The organism is Dyadobacter sp. 676, assembly GCF_040448675.1.
GTDB lineage: Bacteria > Bacteroidota > Bacteroidia > Cytophagales > Spirosomataceae > Dyadobacter.
In genome coordinates this window covers 1282922-1304895 of sequence record NZ_CP159289.1, presented here as the reverse complement: position 1 = coordinate 1304895, position 21974 = coordinate 1282922, and the positions used below count along the sequence as shown (strand labels likewise).

Annotated in this window: 15 protein-coding genes and 1 pseudogene; 6 read left to right on the top strand and 10 right to left on the bottom strand. The window is 53.9% G+C overall.

Features of this window, described 5'->3' with window-relative positions; translation table 11 throughout:
* Window positions 1–3: 3 nt before the first annotated feature.
* From hemN to ABV298_RS05910, 10 genes are all read right to left on the bottom strand, one after another.
* The gene (gene hemN, locus ABV298_RS05955) at window positions 4–1368 is read right to left on the bottom strand and encodes an oxygen-independent coproporphyrinogen III oxidase (protein WP_353721251.1); all 1365 of its coding nucleotides are present in this window, start codon (window positions 1366–1368) and stop codon (window positions 4–6) included.
* Between the two features lie 88 nt (window positions 1369–1456).
* Window positions 1457–1825, bottom strand: coding sequence for a DsrE family protein (locus ABV298_RS05950; RefSeq protein WP_353721250.1), 369 nt, complete (start codon window positions 1823–1825; stop codon window positions 1457–1459).
* 21 nt (window positions 1826–1846) lie between these two features.
* A complete protein-coding gene (locus tag ABV298_RS05945; protein ID WP_353721249.1) occupies window positions 1847–2545 on the bottom strand; it encodes a sulfite exporter TauE/SafE family protein in 699 nt (232 codons plus the stop codon).
* 2 nt (window positions 2546–2547) lie between these two features.
* Window positions 2548–3000 (bottom strand): FixH family protein, encoded by a 453-nt coding sequence (locus ABV298_RS05940; RefSeq protein ID WP_353721248.1) that lies wholly within the window; start codon window positions 2998–3000, stop codon window positions 2548–2550.
* A gap of 25 nt (window positions 3001–3025) precedes the next feature.
* Entirely contained in the window at window positions 3026–4429 is a 1404-nt protein-coding gene (gene ccoG, locus ABV298_RS05935; RefSeq protein ID WP_353721247.1) for a cytochrome c oxidase accessory protein CcoG, read from the bottom strand.
* Between the two features lie 22 nt (window positions 4430–4451).
* On the bottom strand, window positions 4452–5513 hold the full coding sequence (locus ABV298_RS05930) for a cbb3-type cytochrome c oxidase N-terminal domain-containing protein (protein WP_353721246.1): 1062 nt from the start codon (window positions 5511–5513) through the stop codon (window positions 4452–4454).
* A gap of 104 nt (window positions 5514–5617) precedes the next feature.
* Window positions 5618–7762, bottom strand: coding sequence for a cytochrome-c oxidase, cbb3-type subunit I (ccoN, locus tag ABV298_RS05925; RefSeq protein WP_353721245.1), 2145 nt, complete (start codon window positions 7760–7762; stop codon window positions 5618–5620).
* Window positions 7763–7807: 45 nt separating this feature from the next.
* Window positions 7808–7957 (bottom strand): cbb3-type cytochrome oxidase assembly protein CcoS, encoded by a 150-nt coding sequence (gene ccoS / locus ABV298_RS05920; RefSeq protein ID WP_353721244.1) that lies wholly within the window; start codon window positions 7955–7957, stop codon window positions 7808–7810.
* Window positions 7958–8051: 94 nt separating this feature from the next.
* A complete protein-coding gene (locus ABV298_RS05915) occupies window positions 8052–10088 on the bottom strand; it encodes an HAD-IC family P-type ATPase (protein WP_353721243.1) in 2037 nt (678 codons plus the stop codon).
* The gene (locus ABV298_RS05910; RefSeq protein ID WP_353721242.1) at window positions 10052–10495 is read right to left on the bottom strand and encodes a heavy metal translocating P-type ATPase metal-binding domain-containing protein; all 444 of its coding nucleotides are present in this window, start codon (window positions 10493–10495) and stop codon (window positions 10052–10054) included. The genes ABV298_RS05915 and ABV298_RS05910 overlap by 37 nt, the downstream gene beginning before the upstream one ends.
* A gap of 239 nt (window positions 10496–10734) precedes the next feature.
* On the opposite strand from ABV298_RS05910, the pseudogene ABV298_RS05905 reads away from it, so the two are divergent.
* From ABV298_RS05905 to ABV298_RS05880, 6 genes and pseudogenes are all read left to right on the top strand, one after another.
* A pseudogene (locus tag ABV298_RS05905) lies at window positions 10735–11133 on the top strand (sigma-70 family RNA polymerase sigma factor); the annotation flags it as partial.
* 229 nt (window positions 11134–11362) lie between these two features.
* The gene (locus tag ABV298_RS05900; RefSeq protein ID WP_353721241.1) at window positions 11363–12316 is read left to right on the top strand and encodes a FecR domain-containing protein; all 954 of its coding nucleotides are present in this window, start codon (window positions 11363–11365) and stop codon (window positions 12314–12316) included.
* Between the two features lie 276 nt (window positions 12317–12592).
* Window positions 12593–16129: a SusC/RagA family TonB-linked outer membrane protein gene (locus tag ABV298_RS05895; protein WP_353721240.1), complete on the top strand. Its 3537-nt coding sequence runs from the start codon at window positions 12593–12595 to the stop codon at window positions 16127–16129.
* A 10-nt stretch (window positions 16130–16139) separates the two neighbouring features.
* The gene (locus ABV298_RS05890; RefSeq protein WP_353721239.1) at window positions 16140–17744 is read left to right on the top strand and encodes a RagB/SusD family nutrient uptake outer membrane protein; all 1605 of its coding nucleotides are present in this window, start codon (window positions 16140–16142) and stop codon (window positions 17742–17744) included.
* A gap of 286 nt (window positions 17745–18030) precedes the next feature.
* Window positions 18031–20739: a PQQ-dependent sugar dehydrogenase gene (locus tag ABV298_RS05885; protein ID WP_353721238.1), complete on the top strand. Its 2709-nt coding sequence runs from the start codon at window positions 18031–18033 to the stop codon at window positions 20737–20739.
* Window positions 20740–20788: 49 nt separating this feature from the next.
* Window positions 20789–21973, top strand: coding sequence for an AGE family epimerase/isomerase (locus ABV298_RS05880; RefSeq protein WP_353721237.1), 1185 nt, complete (start codon window positions 20789–20791; stop codon window positions 21971–21973).
* The last annotated feature ends 1 nt before the right edge of the window (window position 21974 follow it).

Genomic DNA, 21974 nt, shown 5'->3' with positions numbered 1-21974 from the left:
TGGTTAAACTGTCTGGCTGAAAAGGGTCGTTTGGGGGAAGTCGGCCCACAGGCGGGCATCGAACGCCATGCACACGTTGCGCACGAATGTTCTGCCTTTCTCCGTGATCCTAAGCCGGAAAGGTCCCAGTTCCACGAGCCCGTCGAGTTCCATTTCGGAGAGCCGTTCGAGGGCCTGGTACAGTTCCATACAAACCTCCGGGGTATCGGCCCAGGAAGTTTCGAAGCGGGTCATCAACCGGAGAATGTGCGTTCTCAGGATCAGGTCTTCGCGGCTCAGCTCATGGCCGCGAAATACGGGCAGCTCGTTTGCGGCAAGCCGTTTGTAATAGCCCTCCACTTTCTTCTCGTTTTGTACATAACCCCGCCAGGAGTCGGAAATCGCCGAAGCGCCGAGCCCGATCAGCAACTGTGTGCGGGTGTCGGTGTAGCCCATGAAATTCCGGTGGAGGCTTGCTTCGGTAGCGGCTTTGTAGAGCCCGTCGGTTTTGAGGGCGAAATGATCCATGCCGATGTCTTCGTAACCTGCCAGCTCCAGTGCATTGCGGCCGGTTTCGTAGATCGCCATTTTGTGGTTGGCGTCCGGCAGGTCGTTTTCGGTATAGCTCCTTTGGCCGGGCTTGATCCACGGCACGTGGGCGTAGCTGTAAAATGCGATGCGGTCGGGACGGAGCTGGATCACGCGCAGCATAGTCTGCATCATGGAGCAGTTTTTCTGCTGCGGAAGGCCGTATACAATGTCGTAGTTGATGGACGTGTAGCCGATTTCGCGGGCTTTCAATGTCAGGTGCCTTACCTGTTCGAAAGTCTGGCGCCGGTTGATCATCGCCAGCACTACCGGGTTAAAGTCCTGAACACCGATGCTGATCCTGCGGAAACCGACGGAATACAATGCTTCCAGATGCGCGTCGGTAGTATTGCCGGGATGTGCTTCGAAACTAAAACGGGCATCGGTGTGCACCAAAGAATTTTCCAGTAAACCTTTGACCAGTTTAACAAGATTGCCGGGGTTGAAAAACGTGGGAGTACCTCCGCCGAGGTGCAGTTCCCGGATCACGGGCTTTTCCGTCCCGAACAGTTCGCAGTACATTTTCCACTCCTTCAAAACGGCCCCTATATATTTGGTTTCAACGGCGTGGTTGACGGTAATGCGCGTGTTGCAGCCGCAATAGGTACACAGGCTCTCGCAGAACGGCAGGTGCACGTAAAGGCTGATCCCGTCCCTCCGGTTCGAAACCGCGAAGGCGTCCCGTACCAGTTCTTTCCAATCGCGAATGGCCGGAGGGGTTTTCTGCCAGTACGGGATGGTCGGGTAGCTGGTATAGCGCGGCCCCGGAATGTTGTATTTGAATAACAGGTCCTTGTCCATCGGTTAAAGTTTTGATGTAGTTGACGAATCAAAACTACCCAGGACCAGAAGCGGAAAACATGACTTTCGTCATGCGGGAAACAGACTTCTAACCAGCCTTTACATAGCTCCATCCCTCCTGTTGCAGGATGACGATCTCGGCGATGCCTGACGGGACCACCTCAATACCCTCGATCAGCCGGGCGGGATCGGCGCCGTTGGCCGCCAGCATATTGCGGCAGGCGGCAATTGTAACGCGTTGCTCGATAAGGGCATGTATTTCGCCGGCGAACGGATTGTCCGCTTGCAGACAGAATGGCAGGGAAGCACCGTGGCACACAATCCGCACGTCGACCGCACCATTCAAATGCGTGAAAAGGTTCCCGATTTGCCGGATCATACTGCGATGGACCTTGGGATCGTCCGAAGTAAGCTGGATAATGGCTTTGTAAGTTTTCATACCGGCAAGGTAAGCCATGTATCGCACCGTTTCAAGTGCTTAGCGGCAGATTGTGACGCCGGCGGCGTTTTTCGAATGGTCGGGGTCGGGGGCCATAATGCCGCGCGTCACTAGCCAGAGACCCGCAATGGCCACCATTATCGGCGCCAGTTTACGGACCCGCGAGCGCAATGCAGGCGTGAAACGCTGTTTTGCAAGGCCAATCACAAGCATGGCAGGCATTGTGCCGAGGCCGAAAAGTGCCATAAAAGCGCTCCCGCCCCAGGGACTGCCTGTTGCCACGGAGCTCGTCAGTGCCAGGTATACCAATCCGCAGGGGATCGCGCCATTAAGCATTCCGAGGAGCAGCATGCTGCTCAGGCCGGTCTTTTTGAGATACAAACCCATTTTCTGCTTCACACGGATAATGGCCCTTTGCCAGAATGGCGGCATATGTAGCCTCTGATCCAGGCCCAAAGGCCAGAAAACATGTCCCAGCATAAGAATGCCGACAGCAACCGATGCATACCGCAACACGCCCAGCCAGGCCAGCGAAGCGCCCAGCGTTCCGATCACTATTCCAAACATCGCGTAGGTTAGCGCCCGTCCCGCATTGTACGCGAGCACACCCGCCGCCTGCCGCGCGAGCGTACCATTGCGTGCGGGCAGCGCAAGCGCGACGGGCCCGCACATGCCCATGCAGTGGAAGCTGCTGACAAGCCCCATCGAAATGGCGAGGTAAGGCAGGGTGGTGATCATGGTCAATGTGTTTGAGGAGCGATCACGATCACTCCTTCGTGCCAGTAAGTTTCGTTCGCGGCTTTCCAGTCGATCTGGATCCTGTAGCGGCCGGCAGGAACCTGCGTTAATGCAATAGTCTGTTCGCCACGATTTGAACCGACTGCAAATTGGCGGTCGTTACGGCTGTCGGAGGGACAATACATCCGGATGGTGCCGGAAACGGCCGAATCGGCGAAAAAGGAGGGGTAGCGTATTTGCAGCCGGTCTCCCGTTACCTCCCAGACGAGCGGACCGGACAATGCGGCCGCCCGTCGCATTTTATCGATCTTACCCTGGAATTTCAGTTCTTCCTCATAATACCGGTCTGTCACAAGCTCGATCTTCTGCCCCGCGCTCATGCCTGCCAGCAACAGTATCATCGATACGAAACTGGCGTAAATGGCGGCGACGAGTGCTTTCCAATTGATTTTCACGGTGCGTTAAGTTTGGTTATAACGGCTATTCTTCCGGTGCAATAAATGTGGTCTCAATGCTTTCCAGCCGTTGGTTCCCCTGCGAAACCGACAGTTTCAGAATTGTTTTACGGCCTTTCAGTTCGGATTTCGGGATAATCGCGAACACCGTCCCCTCCGACATCCCTGCAGCTTCGAGTGTCAGGTCGGGAGACCCGGCGAACAGAAGCTTTCCGCGCGGGGCGTCGAGGCGTATGGAGGGTTGTATGGTTCTGTTTGTTTTATTGAAAATTTTGAAAGTATAGAGGTTGCTGATCGTGCTGTCGTTATTCTCGATATAACGGCTGCCTGGGGCGCGGAAAAGGGTCGTTTGCGTGTCGGTACGCGTGGCTATTACAAATCCCAGCGCCGACCACAAGAGCACCAGCACGGCTGCGTAGCCCCATGTGCGCGGCGTGACCGCCCCGGCGCTTTTCCGGGTGATGACGGCCTCGGAGGTGTAACGGATTAATCCCCTGTCGAATCCGATTTTATCCATAATTGCGTCGCAGGCATCAATACAGGCTGTGCAATTCACGCATTCCATCTGGGTGCCGTTACGGATATCGATGCCGGTAGGGCAAACCGCCACACACTGGAAGCAGTTGACGCAATCGCCTTCCGCGCGGGTGGCTCCCTTGTGCAATTTCCCCCGCGGTTCGCCGCGTACATAGTCGTAGGCTACGTTGACGGAGTTGCGATCGAGCAACACGCTTTGCAGACGGCCATAAGGGCATACCACCGTGCACGCCTGCTCGCGGAGCCATGCGAAGTTCCAATAGAATATCGCTGTGAAAACCACGATGCCGGAAAACAGGGCGATATGGTCGCCAATGGGCTCGGAGGTGATCCTGAATAGTTCGCCTGTGCCCACTATGTAGGCCAGCAACAGGTTGGCGATGGCAAAGGACACAATCAGGAACGAGGCGTATTTCAAACCTTTTTTCAGGATTTTAGCCAAAGTCCACGGAGCTTTATCAAGTAATTTCTGCTTTCCGGCATCGCCCTCGATGGCGTATTCGATTTTACGGAAAACCATTTCCATAAAAACCGTCTGCGGACAGGCCCAGCCGCACCATAATCGGCCGAATACGGTCGTGAAAAGCACGATAAATACGAAAAACGAGAGCATCGTAAGGCCGAAAAGCCAATAGTCCTGCGGGCCTATGAAGATGCCGAAGAGGACGATTTTACGTTCCACCACATTGAGCAACACCAGCGGTTGCCCGCCGATCCGCACGAACGGCACCGCGAACAGCAATGCGACTATGGCAATGCTGAATACTACCCGACGGTCATGCCATCGGCCCGAGGGACGTTGGGGGAACTTAGGCCGTGGGCTCTCGGCCGTCAGCTTTTGAGCCCCGGATCTCGATGACCGGTCGGGATCGTTACTGATAATGCTTCTCATTTGAACTAAATTTCTCATTTCTCTACTTCCCGACACCAACAGCCTGTTCCGCCGCCGGCGGCCGATTGCCGACAGCCGCAGCCTCAACAACCAACTCTCCCTGCGGCTCTTTCGCATTGGCCGGTTTGGTGCCTTTCAGTGAGAGGACGAAGCTCGCTACTTTCTGGATATCGGTGGGGGAAAGCTGTTTTTCCCAGGAAATCATTCCTTTTTCGGGTACGCCGTATTTGATCACTTTGAATACATCCTGAACACTTCCGCCATGCAGCCAGAAATCGTCGGTGAGATTAGGGCCGACAGCGCCGCCGCCTTCGGCTCCATGGCAGGCGGTGCATTTTTCCTGGAATATCTTCATGCCTGCGCCCACGCCGGCCTTATCGGTGAGCAGTGTTACGGAATTTTCGTCTATGCCGGCACCTGCTTTTTCCATACAGGCCTTTTTTTCGGCTTCGGCGGTGGCTATTTCCTTGTCCAGCTCCGCTATTTGCAGGTCGCCCAGCCCGCTGAAATAATAAGCCGAGTAAACCACCGCGAAAAAGATCGTCGTGTAAAAGAGGAATTGCAGCCAGGGAGGCATCCGGTTGTCGAGTTCCAGGATGCCGTCGTAGTCGTGCCCCTCGATCAGGATTCGTCTCTCATCATGCAAAGCCACGCCGATACCCCTGAACTTCCGCCACCAATGTGTGCTGAAAACATGGGTAGGTTCCCTGCTGGAAGCGTGTGCCGCTTTGTCGAGCACATTCATGGCGGAGGCAAGCAGGATACCCAGTTGAATGATAATGAAAATCAATGCGGCCAACACAACGTAAAGAATCAGGTCCAGCTCCGTTACCGCGCGCATTTTGCCGGCGGTATCCTGGGCCGAGGCCGGTAATGCAACGCAACCGAACAACAGGAACGGCAGCAGTGCTTTCCCGGCGACGCAGTCATTCAGGGGAATGCCGCGCATTTTGTCGAGCTTCCTTTTATCCAACCTCCACACATAAATGAGCAGGCCGACAAAGAAGGTAAAGAAAATCAGCAGGGATATGAGCGGATAAATGCCTACCCCCGCAATGGTTTCGAGGTAATTCCGGAATTTCATAGAAAGTCAATTTTGAATGATTGATGACTGAATGACCGAATGAATACCTTGACTTGACCTGACTTGAATCATCTATTCAATCATTCAATCATTCGGTCATTCAGTCATTTTTTAATGTCCGTACCAAGCCGCTGCATATAGGCAATCAGCGCGATGATTTCTTTATTTGCCGTCGTTTTGATGCCGCTTTGTTTCAGGCGTTCCCGGATTTCCATTTCCTGCTTCACGAGATCGGCGTTGGCGTGGTTTTCATAACCGTTTTCATAGGGCACGCCGAGCGTTTGCATGGCCTTGATTTTAGCTTTGGTGGTGGTAGTATCCAGGTCGTTTTCGAGTAGCCAGCCGTAGCGGGGCATAATGGAACCGGGCGACATCGAAGTTGGGTCTTCCATGTGGTTATAATGCCAGGAGTCGGGGTACTTGCCGCCTATGCGGTGCAAATCCGGGCCGGTCCGTTTGGAGCCCCACTGGTGCGGGTGGTCATATACGAACTCGCCCGATTTGGAATACTCCCCGAACCGCTCGATCTCGGACCGGAACGGACGGATCATCTGCGTATGGCACACATAACAGCCTTCGCGGACGTAGATGTCCCGCCCCTGCAATTCCAGCGGAGTGTACGGTTTCACGCTCGCAATGGTCGGTACATTGGATTCGACCAGGAATGTCGGGATCATTTCGATCATCCCGCCGATCGCGACGGCCGCCAGGGAGAAGACCGTCAATGCGAGCGGCTTGCGTTCCATTAGCCGGCGGTGCCAGTATTCGTTCTTTTCGGCGTGCCGGATGGCGTTCAGCGGCATGGCTCTGGCTGTTTCGGTTGGTACCAGCCTGCCTTTCAGGGCGGTCATCCACAGGTTATAAATCATCACTATAAAACCAGCCAGATATAAGGTGCCGCCGACGCCGCGGAGAAAATACAGTGGTTTGAGGGCAGTTACGGTTTCAAGAAAGTTAGGGTATTTCAATAACCCTTCCGGCGTAAATTCCTTCCACATGGAGCTTTGCACCCAGCCGGCCCAGTACATGGGAATGGTATAGAATATGATACCCAGCGTACCGATCCAGAAATGGAAGTTGGCGGCTTTGGGGGAATACAGCGGACGGTTATAGAGGCGCGGGAAAAGCCAGTAAAGGATACCGAACGTCAGGAAGCCGTTCCAGCCCAGCGCGCCTACGTGCACGTGCGCTACGATCCAGTCGGTGTAGTGGGCAATGGCATTCACGTTTTTTAAAGAGAGCATCGGCCCTTCGAAAGTGGCCATTCCGTAAGCGGTAATCGCCACCACCATGAATTTCAGCACAACATCCTCGCGAACCTTGTCCCATGCGCCGCGGAGCGTCATCAGTCCGTTCATCATACCGCCCCACGACGGCGCGATGAGCATTACCGAAAACACAGTGCCGAGGGTTTGCGCCCATTCGGGTAATGCGGTGTAGAGCAGATGGTGCGGGCCAGCCCATATGTACAGGAAGATCAGCGCCCAGAAGTGTACAATCGAAAGCCGGTAGGAATAAACAGGCCTGTTGGCCGCTTTGGGTAAAAAGTAATACATCAAACCCAGGTAGGGCGTCGTGAGAAAGAATGCTACCGCGTTGTGGCCGTACCACCATTGCACGAGCGCGTCCTGCACGCCCGCATATACGGGATAGCTTTTCATGAACGAAACCGGAAGCTCCACGCTATTGACCACATGCAGCATCGCCACCGTCACAAAAGAGGCGATGTAGAACCAGACAGCGGCGTAAATGTGTTCTACCCGGCGGTTAATGGTGGTCATAATGATATTGACCAACGCCGAAACCCACACCACGGCAATCGCAATGTCGAACGGCCATTCCAGTTCGGCATATTCTTTGGAAGTGGTAAAACCCATTGGCAGCGAAACGGCCGCACCGAGGATAATGGCCTGCCACGCCCAGAAATGAAAGCGGCTCAGTAACGGGCTCCAGATGGGTGTGCGCAGTACGCGCGGAACAGAATAGTACAAGCCTGTGAAAAAGCCGTTTCCGACGAACGCGAAGATTACCGCACTGGTATGCAGCGGCCGGATCCGGCTGAACGTCAGGAAGGGGAGGTCGAAATTCAGGTTCGGGAAAACCAGTTGCAAAGCAGCCAGCAAACCCACTAGCATGCCGATGAGCCCGAAAAGAATGGTGGCAATGGCGAAGTTCCGGACAATGCGGTTGTCGTATCGAAATTCATCCAGCTCAACGGAGGCGAGGTGCGGACGGGGAACGTTTGACATAACTTGGTGGAGATAGATGGTAAAAATCAGGTCGGGTGCCGTCGGTTATGGTTTGCCGGGATCATCCGGCAGGATACGTACCGAAGGCGTGTAATCGTCGTCGTAATGTCCTTTCCGGACCGACCAGATGAATGCGCCCAGGAATCCCAGAGCTACCAGCAAACTGGCGAAAATCAGCAGATATAATGCGCTCATGATGAGGGCCTGTCAGGTGTTTTTGATAACCCAAAACTACCGGCGGCATGGCTGGCAATGCATGACTGGTACTATGTCCGGTTTATGACATTGGTCAGTTTTTAAGGTGCAGCCGCGCGGCTGCATTGCTGGCGAGCGTCGTGAACACCACGATAGTGATCGAGCTGGCGGGCATAAGAATAGCCGCGATAACCGGCGATAGATGGCCCGTAACCGCGAATGACAATCCCAGGATGTTGTAAATCAATGAAATGACGAAACTTTGCCGGATAATGCGCTGGCCGCTCCGGGCGAGGGCAATATAGCCCGGCAATAAACTGAGCTGGCTCCCTTCCGCAATGGCGTCACAGGAAGGCGAGAAGTTATTGATGTCGTCGGAAACGGCCAGCCCCACATCGCTTTGGCGGAGTGCGCCCGCGTCGTTCAGGCCGTCGCCGACCATCAGCACATGGCGGCCTTCCTCTTGCAGTTTGCGCACAAAATCCAGCTTTTGTTCGGGCTTTTGGTTAAATAAGAGCAATGCGTGTTCGCCGAATAGCGGTGCCAGCAGATCGCGGTCGGTCGGGCGGTCGCCCGAGAGCAGGTAGGTGCGGATGCCGGCCTCCTGTAATGCCCGGAGTGTCCGGGGAAGCTCCGGTCTGTATTTGCTGCGGATCGTGAAATATCCTTTTACAACGTCGTCGATCGAAACATACACCCGGCTCAATTGCTGCCCGGCGGCCTCGTTCACGACGCCGCCAACCCAGCTTGCCGACCCGATCTTCACGGTTTGTAAACCCCATTGAGCGCTCATTCCTTTACCGCCCGTTTCGGAAAAGCCGCTTAAAACACGCCGGCTGGCCGGAACGTCCGCCAGATACTTCGCCAGCAACCGGCTCAACGGGTGCGACGATTGCCCCACCAGCGACTTGACCATCACCAGTTCATCCCGCGTCGGCGATTCACCGGTGAAGTCGATTTCCGCATCGTCGGGCAAAGTAATGGTGCCTGTTTTATCAAAAACCACAGCATCGATATGTGCCAGGCGCTCGATGCTGTGTGCGTTTCTGGGATAAAAGCGGTTACGGCTGAAAACGCTCAGCAGGTTGCCGTTCGTGAAAGTGGAAGAAAGCAGCAATGCGCAGGGGCAGGCCACCAGCAGGGTAGTAGTGAATGCCAGGAATGCGGTTTCGGGATTTTGAAATACAAAAAACCACACCAGAAAAGTAATTGCGGCAATGCCGAGCACGATCAGTGAAAAGTAGCGGTTGATGCGTGCGGCAAGCGATTTGCCGGCGTCGTCTTTCTCGCGGGAAAATGCTTCGTTGTTCCAAAGCTGGGTGAGGTAGCTCTGCGAAACCGCGCGAAGCACTTCCAGTTCGATGGCTGCACCTTTTTGCTTTCCGCCCGCATAAATAGTGTCGCCTTTCCGCCTCTCCACAGGCTGCGATTCGCCGGAAACAAAACTGTAATCGATCATTGCCACGGCACTTAACAACACCGCATCGGCGGGGATCAGTTCTTCGTTGCGAACAAGCATCCTGTCGCCTTTCCGGAGGTCGGTAATGGGTTTACGGGTTTCACCGGTGTCGCCCGGTACGGAAACGGCCACGGGAAAATAGGATTTATAGTCGCGGTCAAATGAGACCCCGGCGTAGGTTTTATCCTGAAAATAGCGGCCAACGAGCATGAAAAACACGGCTCCCGCAAATGAATCGAGGTAGCCGGGGCCGTTTTGTGTCGCCAGTTGGTAGACGCTGATCAGGAACACGCAGCTCAGGGCCAGGGCAATCGGCGCATCGATATTCAGATACTTCCCTTTGAGCGCCGCCCAGGCCGATTTGTAAAAATCCGCGGCACAGTAAAACAGCACCGGCAAACTCAAAGCGAGGTTGAGCACGCCAAAGAGCATCCGCAGGTTTTGGTCCGAAGTATTTCGCCCCAAATGGAAATATTCCGGAAAGCTCAGCATCATGATATTCCCGAATGCGAATCCCGCGATGCCGATCTTGTAAAGCCGCGTACGGTTCCATTTGCCGTTTTTCTTGCCTGAGAGGTCTTCCATACTCAGGTAGGGTTCGTAGCCGACCCGGGCCAGCAATGCCGCCAGCTCGCTCAGGCGCAATGCGGGGGCGTCGAACGTAATCCGCACTTTTTTTCGGGGAAATTCACCACCGAACTCCGCACTGCGGGAGCAAGGCGATAAAGGTGTTCGAGGAGCCAGATACACGAGCTGCAATGCATTTTGGGAAAATACCAGTAAACGGTCGTCAACCGGCCATCCGTAAACTCGATCATCCTGTCACGCACTTCGGGCAGGTCGAGGTGATCGTATTTTCCCTGGTAGAACGAAGCGGCGGGGGATATGCCCCGCGATCCTTCGATGGCGTAATATTGGCAAAGACCGCTCTCTTTCAGCAGGTCATAGACCGTCAGGCAGCCATCGCAGCAAAAGTCGTGGTTGTCGGAATGCAGCACTCCGTCGCGGCAATCTTCTCCGCAATGGTAGCAAACATGCCGGGTATCGGAAGTGGCCTCCGGGGCCGCCCATATGCTCATGGTCATGATGTTGTTAACCTTTGCCCAAAATTGGAGCTAACGGCCAGTGGAACGGATGACGGCGGGTGCCGGGAAAAACTGACTTTCGTCAGGAATCCATAATTCAGGCATCCCTATTAAAAAACTCGTCCATTCCCGGCGGTTTTAACCGCCGGATAACCGAACTTGCAATTCCTAAACCTTCCGACACGATCATTCCTGAAAATCCACATAACGCCGACGAGATTCTGCTTGCCCGCATGCAAGGGGGCGACAGCGACGCTTTTGCCGCATTGTACCGCAAATACTGGCGCAGGCTGTTCGATGCGGCCTATCGGCGGATCATGCTGCGGGAGGAATGCGAGGAACTTATCCAGGAGATTTTCACGGATCTCTGGACCAAACGCGAAACCCTGCTGATATCGGTCTCGCTCGAATCCTATCTTTTCGGCGCGTTGCGTTACAGTATTTATAATCTGATACGTTCCCGCAAAATCAGGGACGCCTACCTTGAATATTTGCTGCAAACGCCTGCGGGCGATAGTAACTATATCGAAGACCACCTTTATTACGAGGAACTCTCCCGGGCACTGGAAGTCAGTATCGGGAATTTACCCGACAAATTGCGGAAAGTGTACGTCCTGAGCAGAAAGGAACACCTTACCTACAAGGGAAATCGCGGCGCAGGAGAATATACCGGTGGATACGGTGGAAAAGCAGATGGGCCGCGCCCTGAAAATCCTGCGCGAAAGCCTGAGGGATTATGCCTGGATATGCATTATGCTGGAAATGTGGGGTTTGTACGATTACTGAAAAATTATACCGGCCCCAATGGCGGTAGCCGGGGCGCAATGTTACTTTATCAAAAGCGGAGAAGTATATCGACGAATGGACAAAAATCGCTTGCTGTATTTATTGGAAAGGGACAAAACAGGTCGGCTTTTGCCCGGCGAGGCGGAAGAGCTCGAAGCCTGGTACCGTTCCGGCGAGGCGCGCCCGGCTTTTACGGACGGGCTTTCGGCCAATGCCCTCTCCGCCCTGGAAGAGAAGATCCTCGCGCGCGTTCAGGCGGAAGCACCCCGGCCGGCCCTGCCGCTGCACTCGTGGCGGGGATGGTTCGGCAGGATCGCGGCGGCGGTATTGCTCGTGATCGTCGCGGGCGTCGGTATATATCTGATAAGCAGGCGGAACGGGCGGATAGTTGAGCGGACGGGCTTCGGCGAGACGCGGGCGCTTACGCTTCCCGATGGCTCCGAGGTAACTTTGAACGGCAATTCGGTGCTGTCGTATGACGCCGGGTGGGCCGAATTGCGGGAAGTGCGGCTCGAAGGAGAGGCTTATTTCAAAATCGTGCACACGCGCGACCACCGCAGGTTCCGCGTGCGTACCGGAGCCGATTTCAGCCTCGATGTGCTGGGAACGCAATTCAATGTAAGCAAGCGCAGCAGCGGCACCCGCATCGTGCTCGACGAGGGAAAGGTGCAATGCAACATAGGCGGTTCGGGAGCTGAAACGCTTGTTCTGAGACCGGGTGAAATGGTTCAATTCCGTAAAGAACCGGCGGATTACGAGCGGAAGCGCGTTCAAACGGACCTGTACTCGTCATGGAAAGATCATAAGCTCGTATTTAAAAACACTTCTCTCGGGGAAGTGGCTGCGATATTGAGGGATACCTACGGCTTTGAAACCGAAACCAGCCACCCCGATCTCCTCGACCGCCGGATATCAGGTTCCGTTCCCACGGATAATGTGGAAATCCTTCTTCAGGGAATCGCCGAAGCCTCGGCGGTCAGCATCACACGCGAAGGCGACCAACTCATCATCGAACCGAGATCCAGGTAAAGGAATTGCATAGCTCACGGGGGCTATATTTTTATTGTCAAATTAATATTTTAATTTATTAAGTTGTTTGAAATATCGAATGTTTTGGCTCAAATAGCCTGTTATCAGGAAAAAAAAATGATGCCTCGCCGGTCTGTCTGAAAATTTTCAAAAAAACTTTCGATACGGATGGCGGTAAGCCAAACGAAACGGTACTCTATAATCGGAACGGCCGAATAATATAATTCGTGTTCGGATTTCAGCCATTTAAACTAACCCTAATAAAGCGCTTCGCCTATGAAACGACTGATCACTACGCTTAACCTGATCGCCATTTGCTGTTGTGCCGTACCAGCGGTACAGGCGCAGTCTGTCGCGCTGTCGAGGCTCGACCGGGCAGACGCCGGCAGCGATGTCCGGCCGCGCCAGGCGGTGTCCCTGGAATCGAAGCTCCGGGAGCTGGAAAAACAGTTTAATGTCTCTTTCTTGTACAACTCCGGCTATGTGGTCGGAAAGACCGTGAAGGAATCCGGGAAAGCCGGTTCGCTGGAACAATTGCTTCGGAAAGTCCTCGAACCGAATAACCTGGCTTACAAGAAGCTGCGCGATAATTTTTATGTGATTTACGCAAAGGACGACGCGACCGAAAAGGCCGGCGGCCAGCCCGATGCCGAAGAGAAAACTTCCCGGGAGCAGCAACCATCGGCGCATTTGCAGATGGCGCAGCCGGTGAGCACGCTGGCGTCGCTTTTAAAAGATGCACCGGGGCGTAAGGCTGCCGATGTGGCGCTTACCGTTACGGGGGTAGTGGCGGATGCCGTTACAGGCGAACCCCTGCCCGGTGCGAGCGTAGTGGTGAAAGGCTCCGGCACCGGTACGACGACCAACGGGGAAGGCCGGTACGAGCTCGCGAATGTGCCTGAGAATGCGACGCTTGTGTTTTCGTTCATCGGCTATCTTTCGGCGGAAGCAGCAGTCGAAAACCGCTCGGTAATAGATATGAAGTTGTCGACGGATTCCAAATCACTTTCGGAAGTGGTGGTGGTAGGTTATGGAACGGTCTCGAAAAAGGATGTGACCGGTTCGGTAGCTTCCGTAGGCGGCGATGAAATCCGCAACATGCCGGTGCGGTCGGCTTCGGACGTGTTGCAGGGAAAGGCCGCGGGCGTTATGGTGACGCAGTCGAGCGGTAGCCCGGGTTCCGGGGGCGTTGTGCGTATACGAGGGATCGGTTCGATCAACAACTCCAACGAGCCGCTGTATATCGTCGACGGCCTGCCACAAACAGGCATCGGCTGGCTGAACCCCAACGACATCGAAACGATCGATATCCACAAGGATGCCTCGGCAGCAGCTATATATGGTTCGCGCGCATCGAATGGTCTGGTGATCATTACTACAAAAAGAGGGGCGAAGTCGGAAGCAATGAGTGTTTCGTTCGACAGCTATTATGGCTTGCAGTCGCCCTGGAAGCGTCCGCACATGCTGAATGCGGAAGAGTTTATCAATTATAAGAACCGCGCGGCCGAGGCTGTGGGCGTTACCCCGCCGATTTCGCCCGACATGAAAACGCAGGCCCTGAATTTCGTGCGCGCTAACACCGGACCGGACGGTACCGACTGGTGGAAGCAGATCATTCACGAGAATGCGCCGGTGCAGAGCTATAACATCACTGTTTCCGGTGGCAGCAAAAAAGTCGATTTCGCTTCGGCATTGGGTTATATGGATCAGAAAGGGATCGTGCGCGGATCGGATTACCGGAGGATTTCCTGGCGTAATAATGTGAATGCGGACATTAACGATCGGGTGCGCCTCGGGAGCAACATTGCCGTGGTGTACGAAAGTCGCCGCAATATCGATGAAAACAATCCCTATTCCGGGACGATTTTCAGTGCGATGACCGCCGACCCGATTACGCCGGTATATCGGGACAACCTGAAAGATATTCCATCCTTTTACCAGACCATCATGCAGGGCTACGATGCCAGCAATCCGTTTTCGCGGTACGCGGGGATTTTGTATTCCAACAAGCCGAACCCTGTGGGCCAGATCGAGCGGATGCGGCAGAGCATTTGGGAAGGGATCAGTATGAAAGGCGGTGCTAACCTGGAAGTGAAGATTTTTGAACCACTCAAATTCCGCAGCAATTTCGGGCTGGATATTCACCGGGGCCTTTCAAAGGGTTTCACGCCGCAGTATTACCTGAATGGTTACGACTACGCAACTTATAACACGGTAAGCAACTATTCGTATTGGTCCAATTACTTCGTTTGGGAGAATACGCTGGCCTTCGACCAGGCCTGGGGCCAGCACCGCCTGAATATTTTGGCCGGTACTTCCGCCGAATTGACGAAAGGACTGGAATACGGTGCTTCCAAGCAGGGGATCGTCAACAATGAGGAAGACATGCGGATCATTAATGCCGCCACGATCAATCCCGGAGCATCGGGGTACACCTATTCAAATGCGTTGAATTCCTATTTTGGTCGTATAAGCTACTCGTTTGGCGGTAAATATGTGCTTACGGCTAACGTGCGCCGCGACGGTACTTCCCGGTTCGCCAGAGATTATCGCTGGGGTACTTTCCCGTCGATTTCGGCGGCATGGAACTTTACCAACGAGGCGTTCTTCAAAGACGCAGGCCTGAAATGGCTTTCCGAAGGCAAGCTGCGCGCCAGCTACGGGCAGATCGGCAACCAGAATATCGGCAATGGCGCTTATTTGTCGACTTACGGAAACAATAGCCGCTATCTTTTCGGCGACAATAAAACCTGGTATATGGGTGCGGGCCGCAATAGTATCGGTAACCCGATTTTGCAATGGGAAACTTCGAACCAGACTGATATCGGCATAGACCTGGCTTTTTTGAACAACAAACTGACGCTGACGGCCGACTACTTTAAAAAGGCGATCGATAATATGCTGCTCGTAGTACCGCTGCCGACTACATTGGGATACCCCAATTTCCCCTGGTCGAATGCGGGCAAGATGGTTAACAAAGGTTGGGATTTCGCGATTGGTTATGACGATGAAGTGGCTGGTTTCCGGTATGGCATCAAGGCTACGCTGTCGACTTTCACTAACAAAGTGACCACCCTGGGCGGCGGCGAGCCGATCTATTCCACCGCGCATTTAGGGGAAACCATCACTAAAACCGAGGAAGGGATGCCGGTAGGGTACTATTTCGGCTGGCTGACGGACGGTATTTTCCAGACGCAGGACGAGGTGAATGCGAGCGCGCAAAAAGGCCTTTCGACGCCGGGAGATATCCGTTTCAAAAACATCAACGGCGACCAGTTGCTCAATGCAGATGACCGTACAAAAATCGGTAATCCCTGGCCGGACTTTATTTATGGGTTAACGCTGAATGCGGCCTACAAGGGATTTGATATCAATGCATTCCTGCAAGGATCGCAGGGCAACGATGTGATGAACATCCTGCGCTACGATACCGAAGCCGGCACGGGTTGGTACAATGCGCCGAAAGGGTTTCTGGAAAAGGCATGGAATGGTCCGGGCAGCACGAATGAGTATTATAAAATTTCGCAGAATGCCGGGTTGAATACCAATGTGTCCCAGTACTTTGTCGAAGACGGGTCGTATCTGCGCATGAAAAACATCCAGCTGGGTTACAGCTTGCCGGGCGCTTTGCTTCAAAAGGCGAAAATCAAGCAGGTACGATTCTACATCGGTGCGCAAAACATGTTCACGATCACCAAATACAGCGGCCTCGATCCTGAAATGGGTTCCACGGACCCGAAGCTGACGGGTATCGACCAAGGCTATTTCCCGCAAGCACGCACGTGGATGTTTGGTATCAATGCTAAATTCTAATCTATTCATCATGAAAAAGTTATCGACAATTATACTCGCGTCATGTCTTGTGCTTGCCGGATCTTCCTGCTCCGACGAGTTCCTCGACCGCACGCCGCCCGGCAACCTTACGGACGAAACGTTCTATAAATCGCCCGACGCCGGCTTTAAGTCGCTGGTAACCTGTTACCGCGGGTTTGTGAACGATTTCTGGGGATACGAAGCCGCCCGTGCCGAGCTGGGGAATATGGCTACCGACGACGCCGACAAAGGCGGTTCCGATGCCGGCGACCGTCCGTTTGTGACCGACCTGGGTTTCGGGCGGGCGCTTTCGTCCAATGAAACCCTTGCAGGATACTGGACGGCCCGTTACAATGCGATCGGAAACTGTAATGTCGCGCTGGAGCGCCTGCCCGAGGCGAACCTCATCGATGCTACCGGTGCCCCGCTTGCGGCAAATCTCAAGAGCCGTTATCTGGCGGAAATCCGCTTTCTGAGAGCATTCTTCTATCTGGACCTCGTGCGGGTATTCGGCGGTGTGCCGCTGGTTACCAAGACGTTGACGGTTGATGACCGTACAAAACTCAACCGCGCGCCGGCCACTGAAGTGTTTCAATTTATAGAAGCCGAACTCACCGCTGTTGCAAACGACCCCACAATGCTTTCAGCGGCCAGTCTGCAAACATCGGAACTGGGCCGTGCTACGAAAGAGGCTGCCTGGGCGCTGCTGGCAAAGACATACCTGTTTTTTGCCAAAGACGATGCGACGCTTTTTGCCAAGGCGCGCGACGCGGCCAGGAAGGTGATCGATTCGGGCGCTTTCGCATTGCATCCGCAGTTTCAGGAGATATTCCTGGAAAACGGTTATAAGACAAAAGAAGCTGTGTTTTCAATCATCATGGGCGACGATCCGGCGGTTCCGATCCACGGCAGCACGATCAATGTGTATTGTTCGCCGCGGGGCGCTACCGGTGGCTGGGGCTTTGATTTGCCGACCCAGGACCTGGTGAATGAGTTCGAAGAAGGCGACCCCCGGTTGTTATTCACTATTTTGCAACCCGGCGACCAGTTTCCCAAGCTGAATGGCACCAAGGAAGTCCTCGATTTCTCGACCTATCCGAACACGGGGTATCATAACCGCAAAGTATACCTGCCCGAATCGCGGCGCGGGCAGGGCTGGGGCAACGATGCGTGGACCTACCACCCGATCCGCTATGCCGACGTGCTCCTGATGTACGCCGAGGCGTTGATCGAAAGCGGCGGCGACAAGGCCGAAGCGGTGAATTACATCAATCAGGTCCGCCGACGGGCATCAAACTCTTCGCGGAAGGATACGGAGGCGGCATCAAGGGTATTGAAAGTGGCCGAAAAACAATTGCCCGACGTTAAAGTGAGCGACGACCTCCGCAAGGCCGTGCGTCATGAGCGCCGCGTTGAGCTGGCTATGGAATATCACCGCCTGTTCGACCTTATGCGCTGGAACACACTGGTGCCAACGATGAAAGCGTACTCCGCCAAACCATTTTCGAACGGAAAAGGTGGCAATTTCACCGCCGGCAGGAACGAAGTGTTCCCTATCCCGCAGGTGGAGATCGACCGCTCGGGAGGCTCCATTGTACAGAATCCGAACTATTGAGTGAATGAGCCGCCGTGGAATGGGGAATGATTGAATGATTGAATTTTGAATGAGGGAATAAAAGGTCAGGTGTGGTCAGGTATGTCAGGTGTTGTATTGTCTTGTGAGGCATAGGTAAATATCAGTCATTCATTAAGCCATTCATTGACTATCACACATTCACTCATTCACTCATTCACGTTCCACGGCGGCTCATTCACATATTCGGTCATTCATTATTCAAAATTAAATCCCACATAGCGTCATATTTCATAAATCATTTTATTAAGTTTATCGGGTGAAAAAAATGAAATCTTCGATTGGTCTTTTGCTTGCCGGGGGGCTTTGTGTGGCTTCGGTGGCGCGGCATGACAGGCCGTTGTTCCGGCAGGTAGACCATCCCGGACCGGTTCGTGCGGCTGCGCTCCCGGAAGGGCCGGATTCGAGCAGGTTTACCTACACTTCGTTGGTATCCGGGCTCGACGAGCCGATGGAAATGGCGATTCTGCCCAACTACGACGTGGTCATTGCAGAGCGGAAAGGAGCGGTCCGGTATTTCGACAATGCAACCAGGGAGCTCTCGACTATCGCGCAGTTCAATGTGTTCAGCGGGATCGAGGATGGTTTGTTGGGTGTTGCGATAGACCCTGATTTTAAAAATAATAACTGGATCTATTTCTATTATGGCGTCGGCGGCGAGAAAAGCGTGAGCCATCTGGCGCGCTTCGAGCTGAAAGGCAGGAAGCTGGTCCAGGAGTCCAAAAAAGTACTGCTGGAAATCCCGACCCAGCGCAAGTACTGCTGCCATTCGGCCGGATACATCACTTTTTCGGATGGCTTGCTGTATCTCTCGATCGGGGACAATACCAATGCCGAGGAAATCGAAGGCCATACGCCGATCGATGAACGTCCGGGTCGGGAGCTTTCGGACGATCAGGCGGCGACGGCAAACAGTAACGATTACCGGGGCAAGATCCTGCGGATCAAACCCGAGCCCGATGGTACTTACAGTATTCCGGACGGTAACCTTTTCCCGAAGGACGGCTCACGGGGCAAGCCTGAAATTTATGTTATGGGCGTGAGAAACCCGTTCCGGATTTCGGTCGATCCTAAAACCAGATACCTGTACTGGGGCGATGTGGGGCCGGATACGGAGGTACCCGGGAGCGAGGGAAAAATGAGTTACGACGAAATTAACCAGGCACGTAAGCCGGGATTCTTCGGGTATCCTTATTTTCTGGGAGATAACGAAGTGTTTCCCGACTACGATTTTGCGACAAAAAAGGAAGGTCCGGGCAAAGATCCGCAAAGACCCATCAATGATTCGCCGCATAATACCGGCATTCGTGAGTTGCCCCCTGCGCAGCCCGCATTCATTTGGTATGGTAAAGGTCCTTCCAGAAAATACCCGCTGGTTGGAAAGGGCGGGGCCAGCGCGATGGCCGGACCGGTATATTACAGCGATTTGTATCCCGATGCGCCTTACAAGCTGCCCGAATATTACAATGGTAAGCTCTTCATCTTCGAATGGATCCGGAAATGGATCATGGCCGTGACAATGGATGCGAACGGCAATTATGTGCGTATGGAGCCGTTCCTGCCGCAATTGAAAGTCGTTGCGCCGATCGATATGCAGATCGCGCCGGACGGGGCTATTTATCTGCTCGCTTATGGTACCAACTGGTTCGCACGTAATACCGATTCAGGCATAATCCGGGTCGAATACGCCGAGGGCAACCGCAATCCCGTGGCGGTCGTTTCGTCGGGGAAGACCATCGGGGCGGCACCGTTTACTGCGACGCTTTCAGCCAAAGGTTCAAGAGATTACGACGCCGGCGACAAACTGATTTATGAATGGAAGATCGGTGCAAAAAAGCTAGCGGGCGAGGAAATCCGGCATACTTTTACCAAACCGGGTATTTATAATGTAGTGCTCACCGTTTCCGACCAGAACGGCGGCAAAGGTACTGCCACTACCGAATTCAAGATTGGAAACACGCCTCCCGACGTGACGATCGGGACGAAGGCGAACCGCACCTTCTATTGGGACAACGCGCCGTTCGACTACCGCATTAAGGTTACCGACAAAGAGGACGGAAAGATCGAGCGGGCCAAAATCCACGCGAGTTTCAACTACCTGACATTCGGCAAGGACCTGGCAGGGGCGCTTTCGGGCTCGGAAGGAGAAAATATCCGGTATGCGGCAACAGCAAAGTTGTACGCTTCGCTGGATTGCAAGGCTTGCCACACGGTGGAAACGAAGTCCATTGGTCCTGCCCTGAAAGAAATTTCCAGAAGGTACAGGGGAAATGCAGTTGCAGCGGACATGCTCGCAAGGAAGATCATCGCAGGGGGAAGCGGAAACTGGGGTTCGTACCCGATGCCGCCGCATGCCGATTTGCCTGAAAAAAGCGCGAAGGAGATAGCGGAGTACATTCTCTCGCTGGGAGAAAGCGCCGGGGATATCCCGCTCGCGACACAAATGAAACTTACCGAACATATCGGTAAAGGAAATGAAGGTGCCTACGTATTGCTGGCATCGTATACAGACAAGGGGGCGAATGGTATCGGCCCGCTGAAAACGGCCAGTCATATCGTGCTCCGTAACCCGCTGATCCAGATGGAGGACTATCAGGAGGGCAATGTGGGCGTGGTGGTAGCGACGCAGAATACCGGTTTCGTTTCATATATCGCCAATATCACCAATGGCAAATACACCCGGTTCAACCAGATCGATTTATCGCATATCAAAAATATCCGTTTCCGCATTCAGGAACACGGCGCCGGCGGGACGATCGAATTACGGCAGGATAGTCGCGAAGGCACGCTCCTGGGGCAGGTCGTGATTCCCGGTGGCAGGCTGGAAGATCTGAAAACGGGTTGGAAAGAAGTCCTGCTGCCCGTAAGCGGGACAGGGGGTGTTCATGATTTGTACCTGGTTTTTAAAAACGAACAAATCAAAGGTCCGATGTTCCATATAGACTGGATGTATTTCGAAAACGACTTAACTCCTTAAATCTGAAACCTTATCAGGGACTATTCCTGAATCCTTAACCCGACCTTTCATGCAACCTGAAAAGTACATAGACCAGTACCGTCACGCCCTGCTGAACGACGTGATCCCTTTCTGGATGAAAAATTCCCCGGACCGCGAAGCCGGCGGCTTTTTTACCTGCCTCGACCGCGAAGGGAAGGTATTCGATACCGACAAGTTTATGTGGCTGCAATGCCGGCAGGTCTGGTGCTTTGCCATGCTTTACAATCAGGTTGAAAAGCGGCGCGAATGGCTTGATATGGCGCTTTCGGGCGCTGCTTTTTTGCAGCGGCATGGGCGGGACGCCAACGGTAACTGGTATTTTTCGCTCGACCGTTACGGTAATCCGCTCATGCAGCCGCACAGCATTTTCTCAGATTGCTTCGCGACGATGGCGTTCGGGCAGTTGTATAAAGTGACTGGTAATCCGGAATTCAAAACCATCGCCGTCGATACTTTTCGGAACATATTAAGAAGACAGGACAATCCGAAGGGCATATATAGCAAGTCGGTGCCCGGCGCCCGGCCGTTGGAAAGCTTCGCACTGCCGATGATCCTCTGTAACCTGGTGCTGGAAATCGAGTCGTTGTTGGAGCCGTCCCTGGTTAATGAAGTGATACAACGCGGGATCGACACCGTAATGAACAAATTTTACCGGCCGGAGCTGGGCGTAATTCTTGAAAATGTCAGTCCGGACGGCTCTTTCTCCGATTCGTTCGAAGGCAGGCTGGTGAACCCCGGCCACGGACTGGAATCGATGTGGTTCATTATGGACCTTGCCGGCCGGACATCCGATGCGAATCTGGCACAGCGGGCGGTTGATATTGCCATTCGGCTCGTCGAATATGGCTGGGACGGGCAGTATGGAGGCATTTTCTACTTTATGGATGTAAAAGGGAATCCGCCGCAACAGCTCGAATGGGACCAGAAACTCTGGTGGGTACACATGGAAACGCTCATTACCTTGCTGAAAGGTTACCTGCATACCGGCGACGAGCGTTGCGCGCAGTGGTTCGAGCGCGTACATGCGTACACATGGAGCCACTTCCCCGATCCTGAACACGGAGAGTGGTTTGGCTATCTCAACCGGCGGGGCGAGCCGTTGCTGTCCTTAAAGGGAGGTAAATGGAAGGGATGCTTCCACGTTCCGCGCGGGCTGTTTCAATGCTGGAAGACGTTGGAGGCCATACAAGCAAAAGTAACCCTGAACGTCTGAC

Bases quoted from the DNA above. Each gene is read 5' to 3' on its own strand.
- hemN (WP_353721251.1), bottom strand. From the start codon at position 1,368: ATGGACAAGGACCTGTTATTCAAATACAACATTCCGGGGCCGCGCTAT.
- ccoN (WP_353721245.1), bottom strand. From the start codon at position 7,762: ATGTCAAACGTTCCCCGTCCGCACCTCGCCTCCGTTGAGCTGGATGAA.
- ABV298_RS05885 (WP_353721238.1), top strand. From the start codon at position 18,031: ATGAAATCTTCGATTGGTCTTTTGCTTGCCGGGGGGCTTTGTGTGGCT.
- ABV298_RS05945 (WP_353721249.1), bottom strand. From the start codon at position 2,545: ATGATCACCACCCTGCCTTACCTCGCCATTTCGATGGGGCTTGTCAGC.
- ABV298_RS05890 (WP_353721239.1), top strand. From the start codon at position 16,140: ATGAAAAAGTTATCGACAATTATACTCGCGTCATGTCTTGTGCTTGCC.
- ABV298_RS05950 (WP_353721250.1), bottom strand. From the start codon at position 1,825: ATGGCTTACCTTGCCGGTATGAAAACTTACAAAGCCATTATCCAGCTT.
- ccoG (WP_353721247.1), bottom strand. From the start codon at position 4,429: ATGAGAAGCATTATCAGTAACGATCCCGACCGGTCATCGAGATCCGGG.
- ABV298_RS05895 (WP_353721240.1), top strand. From the start codon at position 12,593: ATGAAACGACTGATCACTACGCTTAACCTGATCGCCATTTGCTGTTGT.
- ccoS (WP_353721244.1), bottom strand. From the start codon at position 7,957: ATGAGCGCATTATATCTGCTGATTTTCGCCAGTTTGCTGGTAGCTCTG.
- ABV298_RS05900 (WP_353721241.1), top strand. From the start codon at position 11,363: ATGGACAAAAATCGCTTGCTGTATTTATTGGAAAGGGACAAAACAGGT.
- ABV298_RS05880 (WP_353721237.1), top strand. From the start codon at position 20,789: ATGCAACCTGAAAAGTACATAGACCAGTACCGTCACGCCCTGCTGAAC.
- ABV298_RS05930 (WP_353721246.1), bottom strand. From the start codon at position 5,513: ATGAAATTCCGGAATTACCTCGAAACCATTGCGGGGGTAGGCATTTAT.
- ABV298_RS05910 (WP_353721242.1), bottom strand. From the start codon at position 10,495: ATGAGCATATGGGCGGCCCCGGAGGCCACTTCCGATACCCGGCATGTT.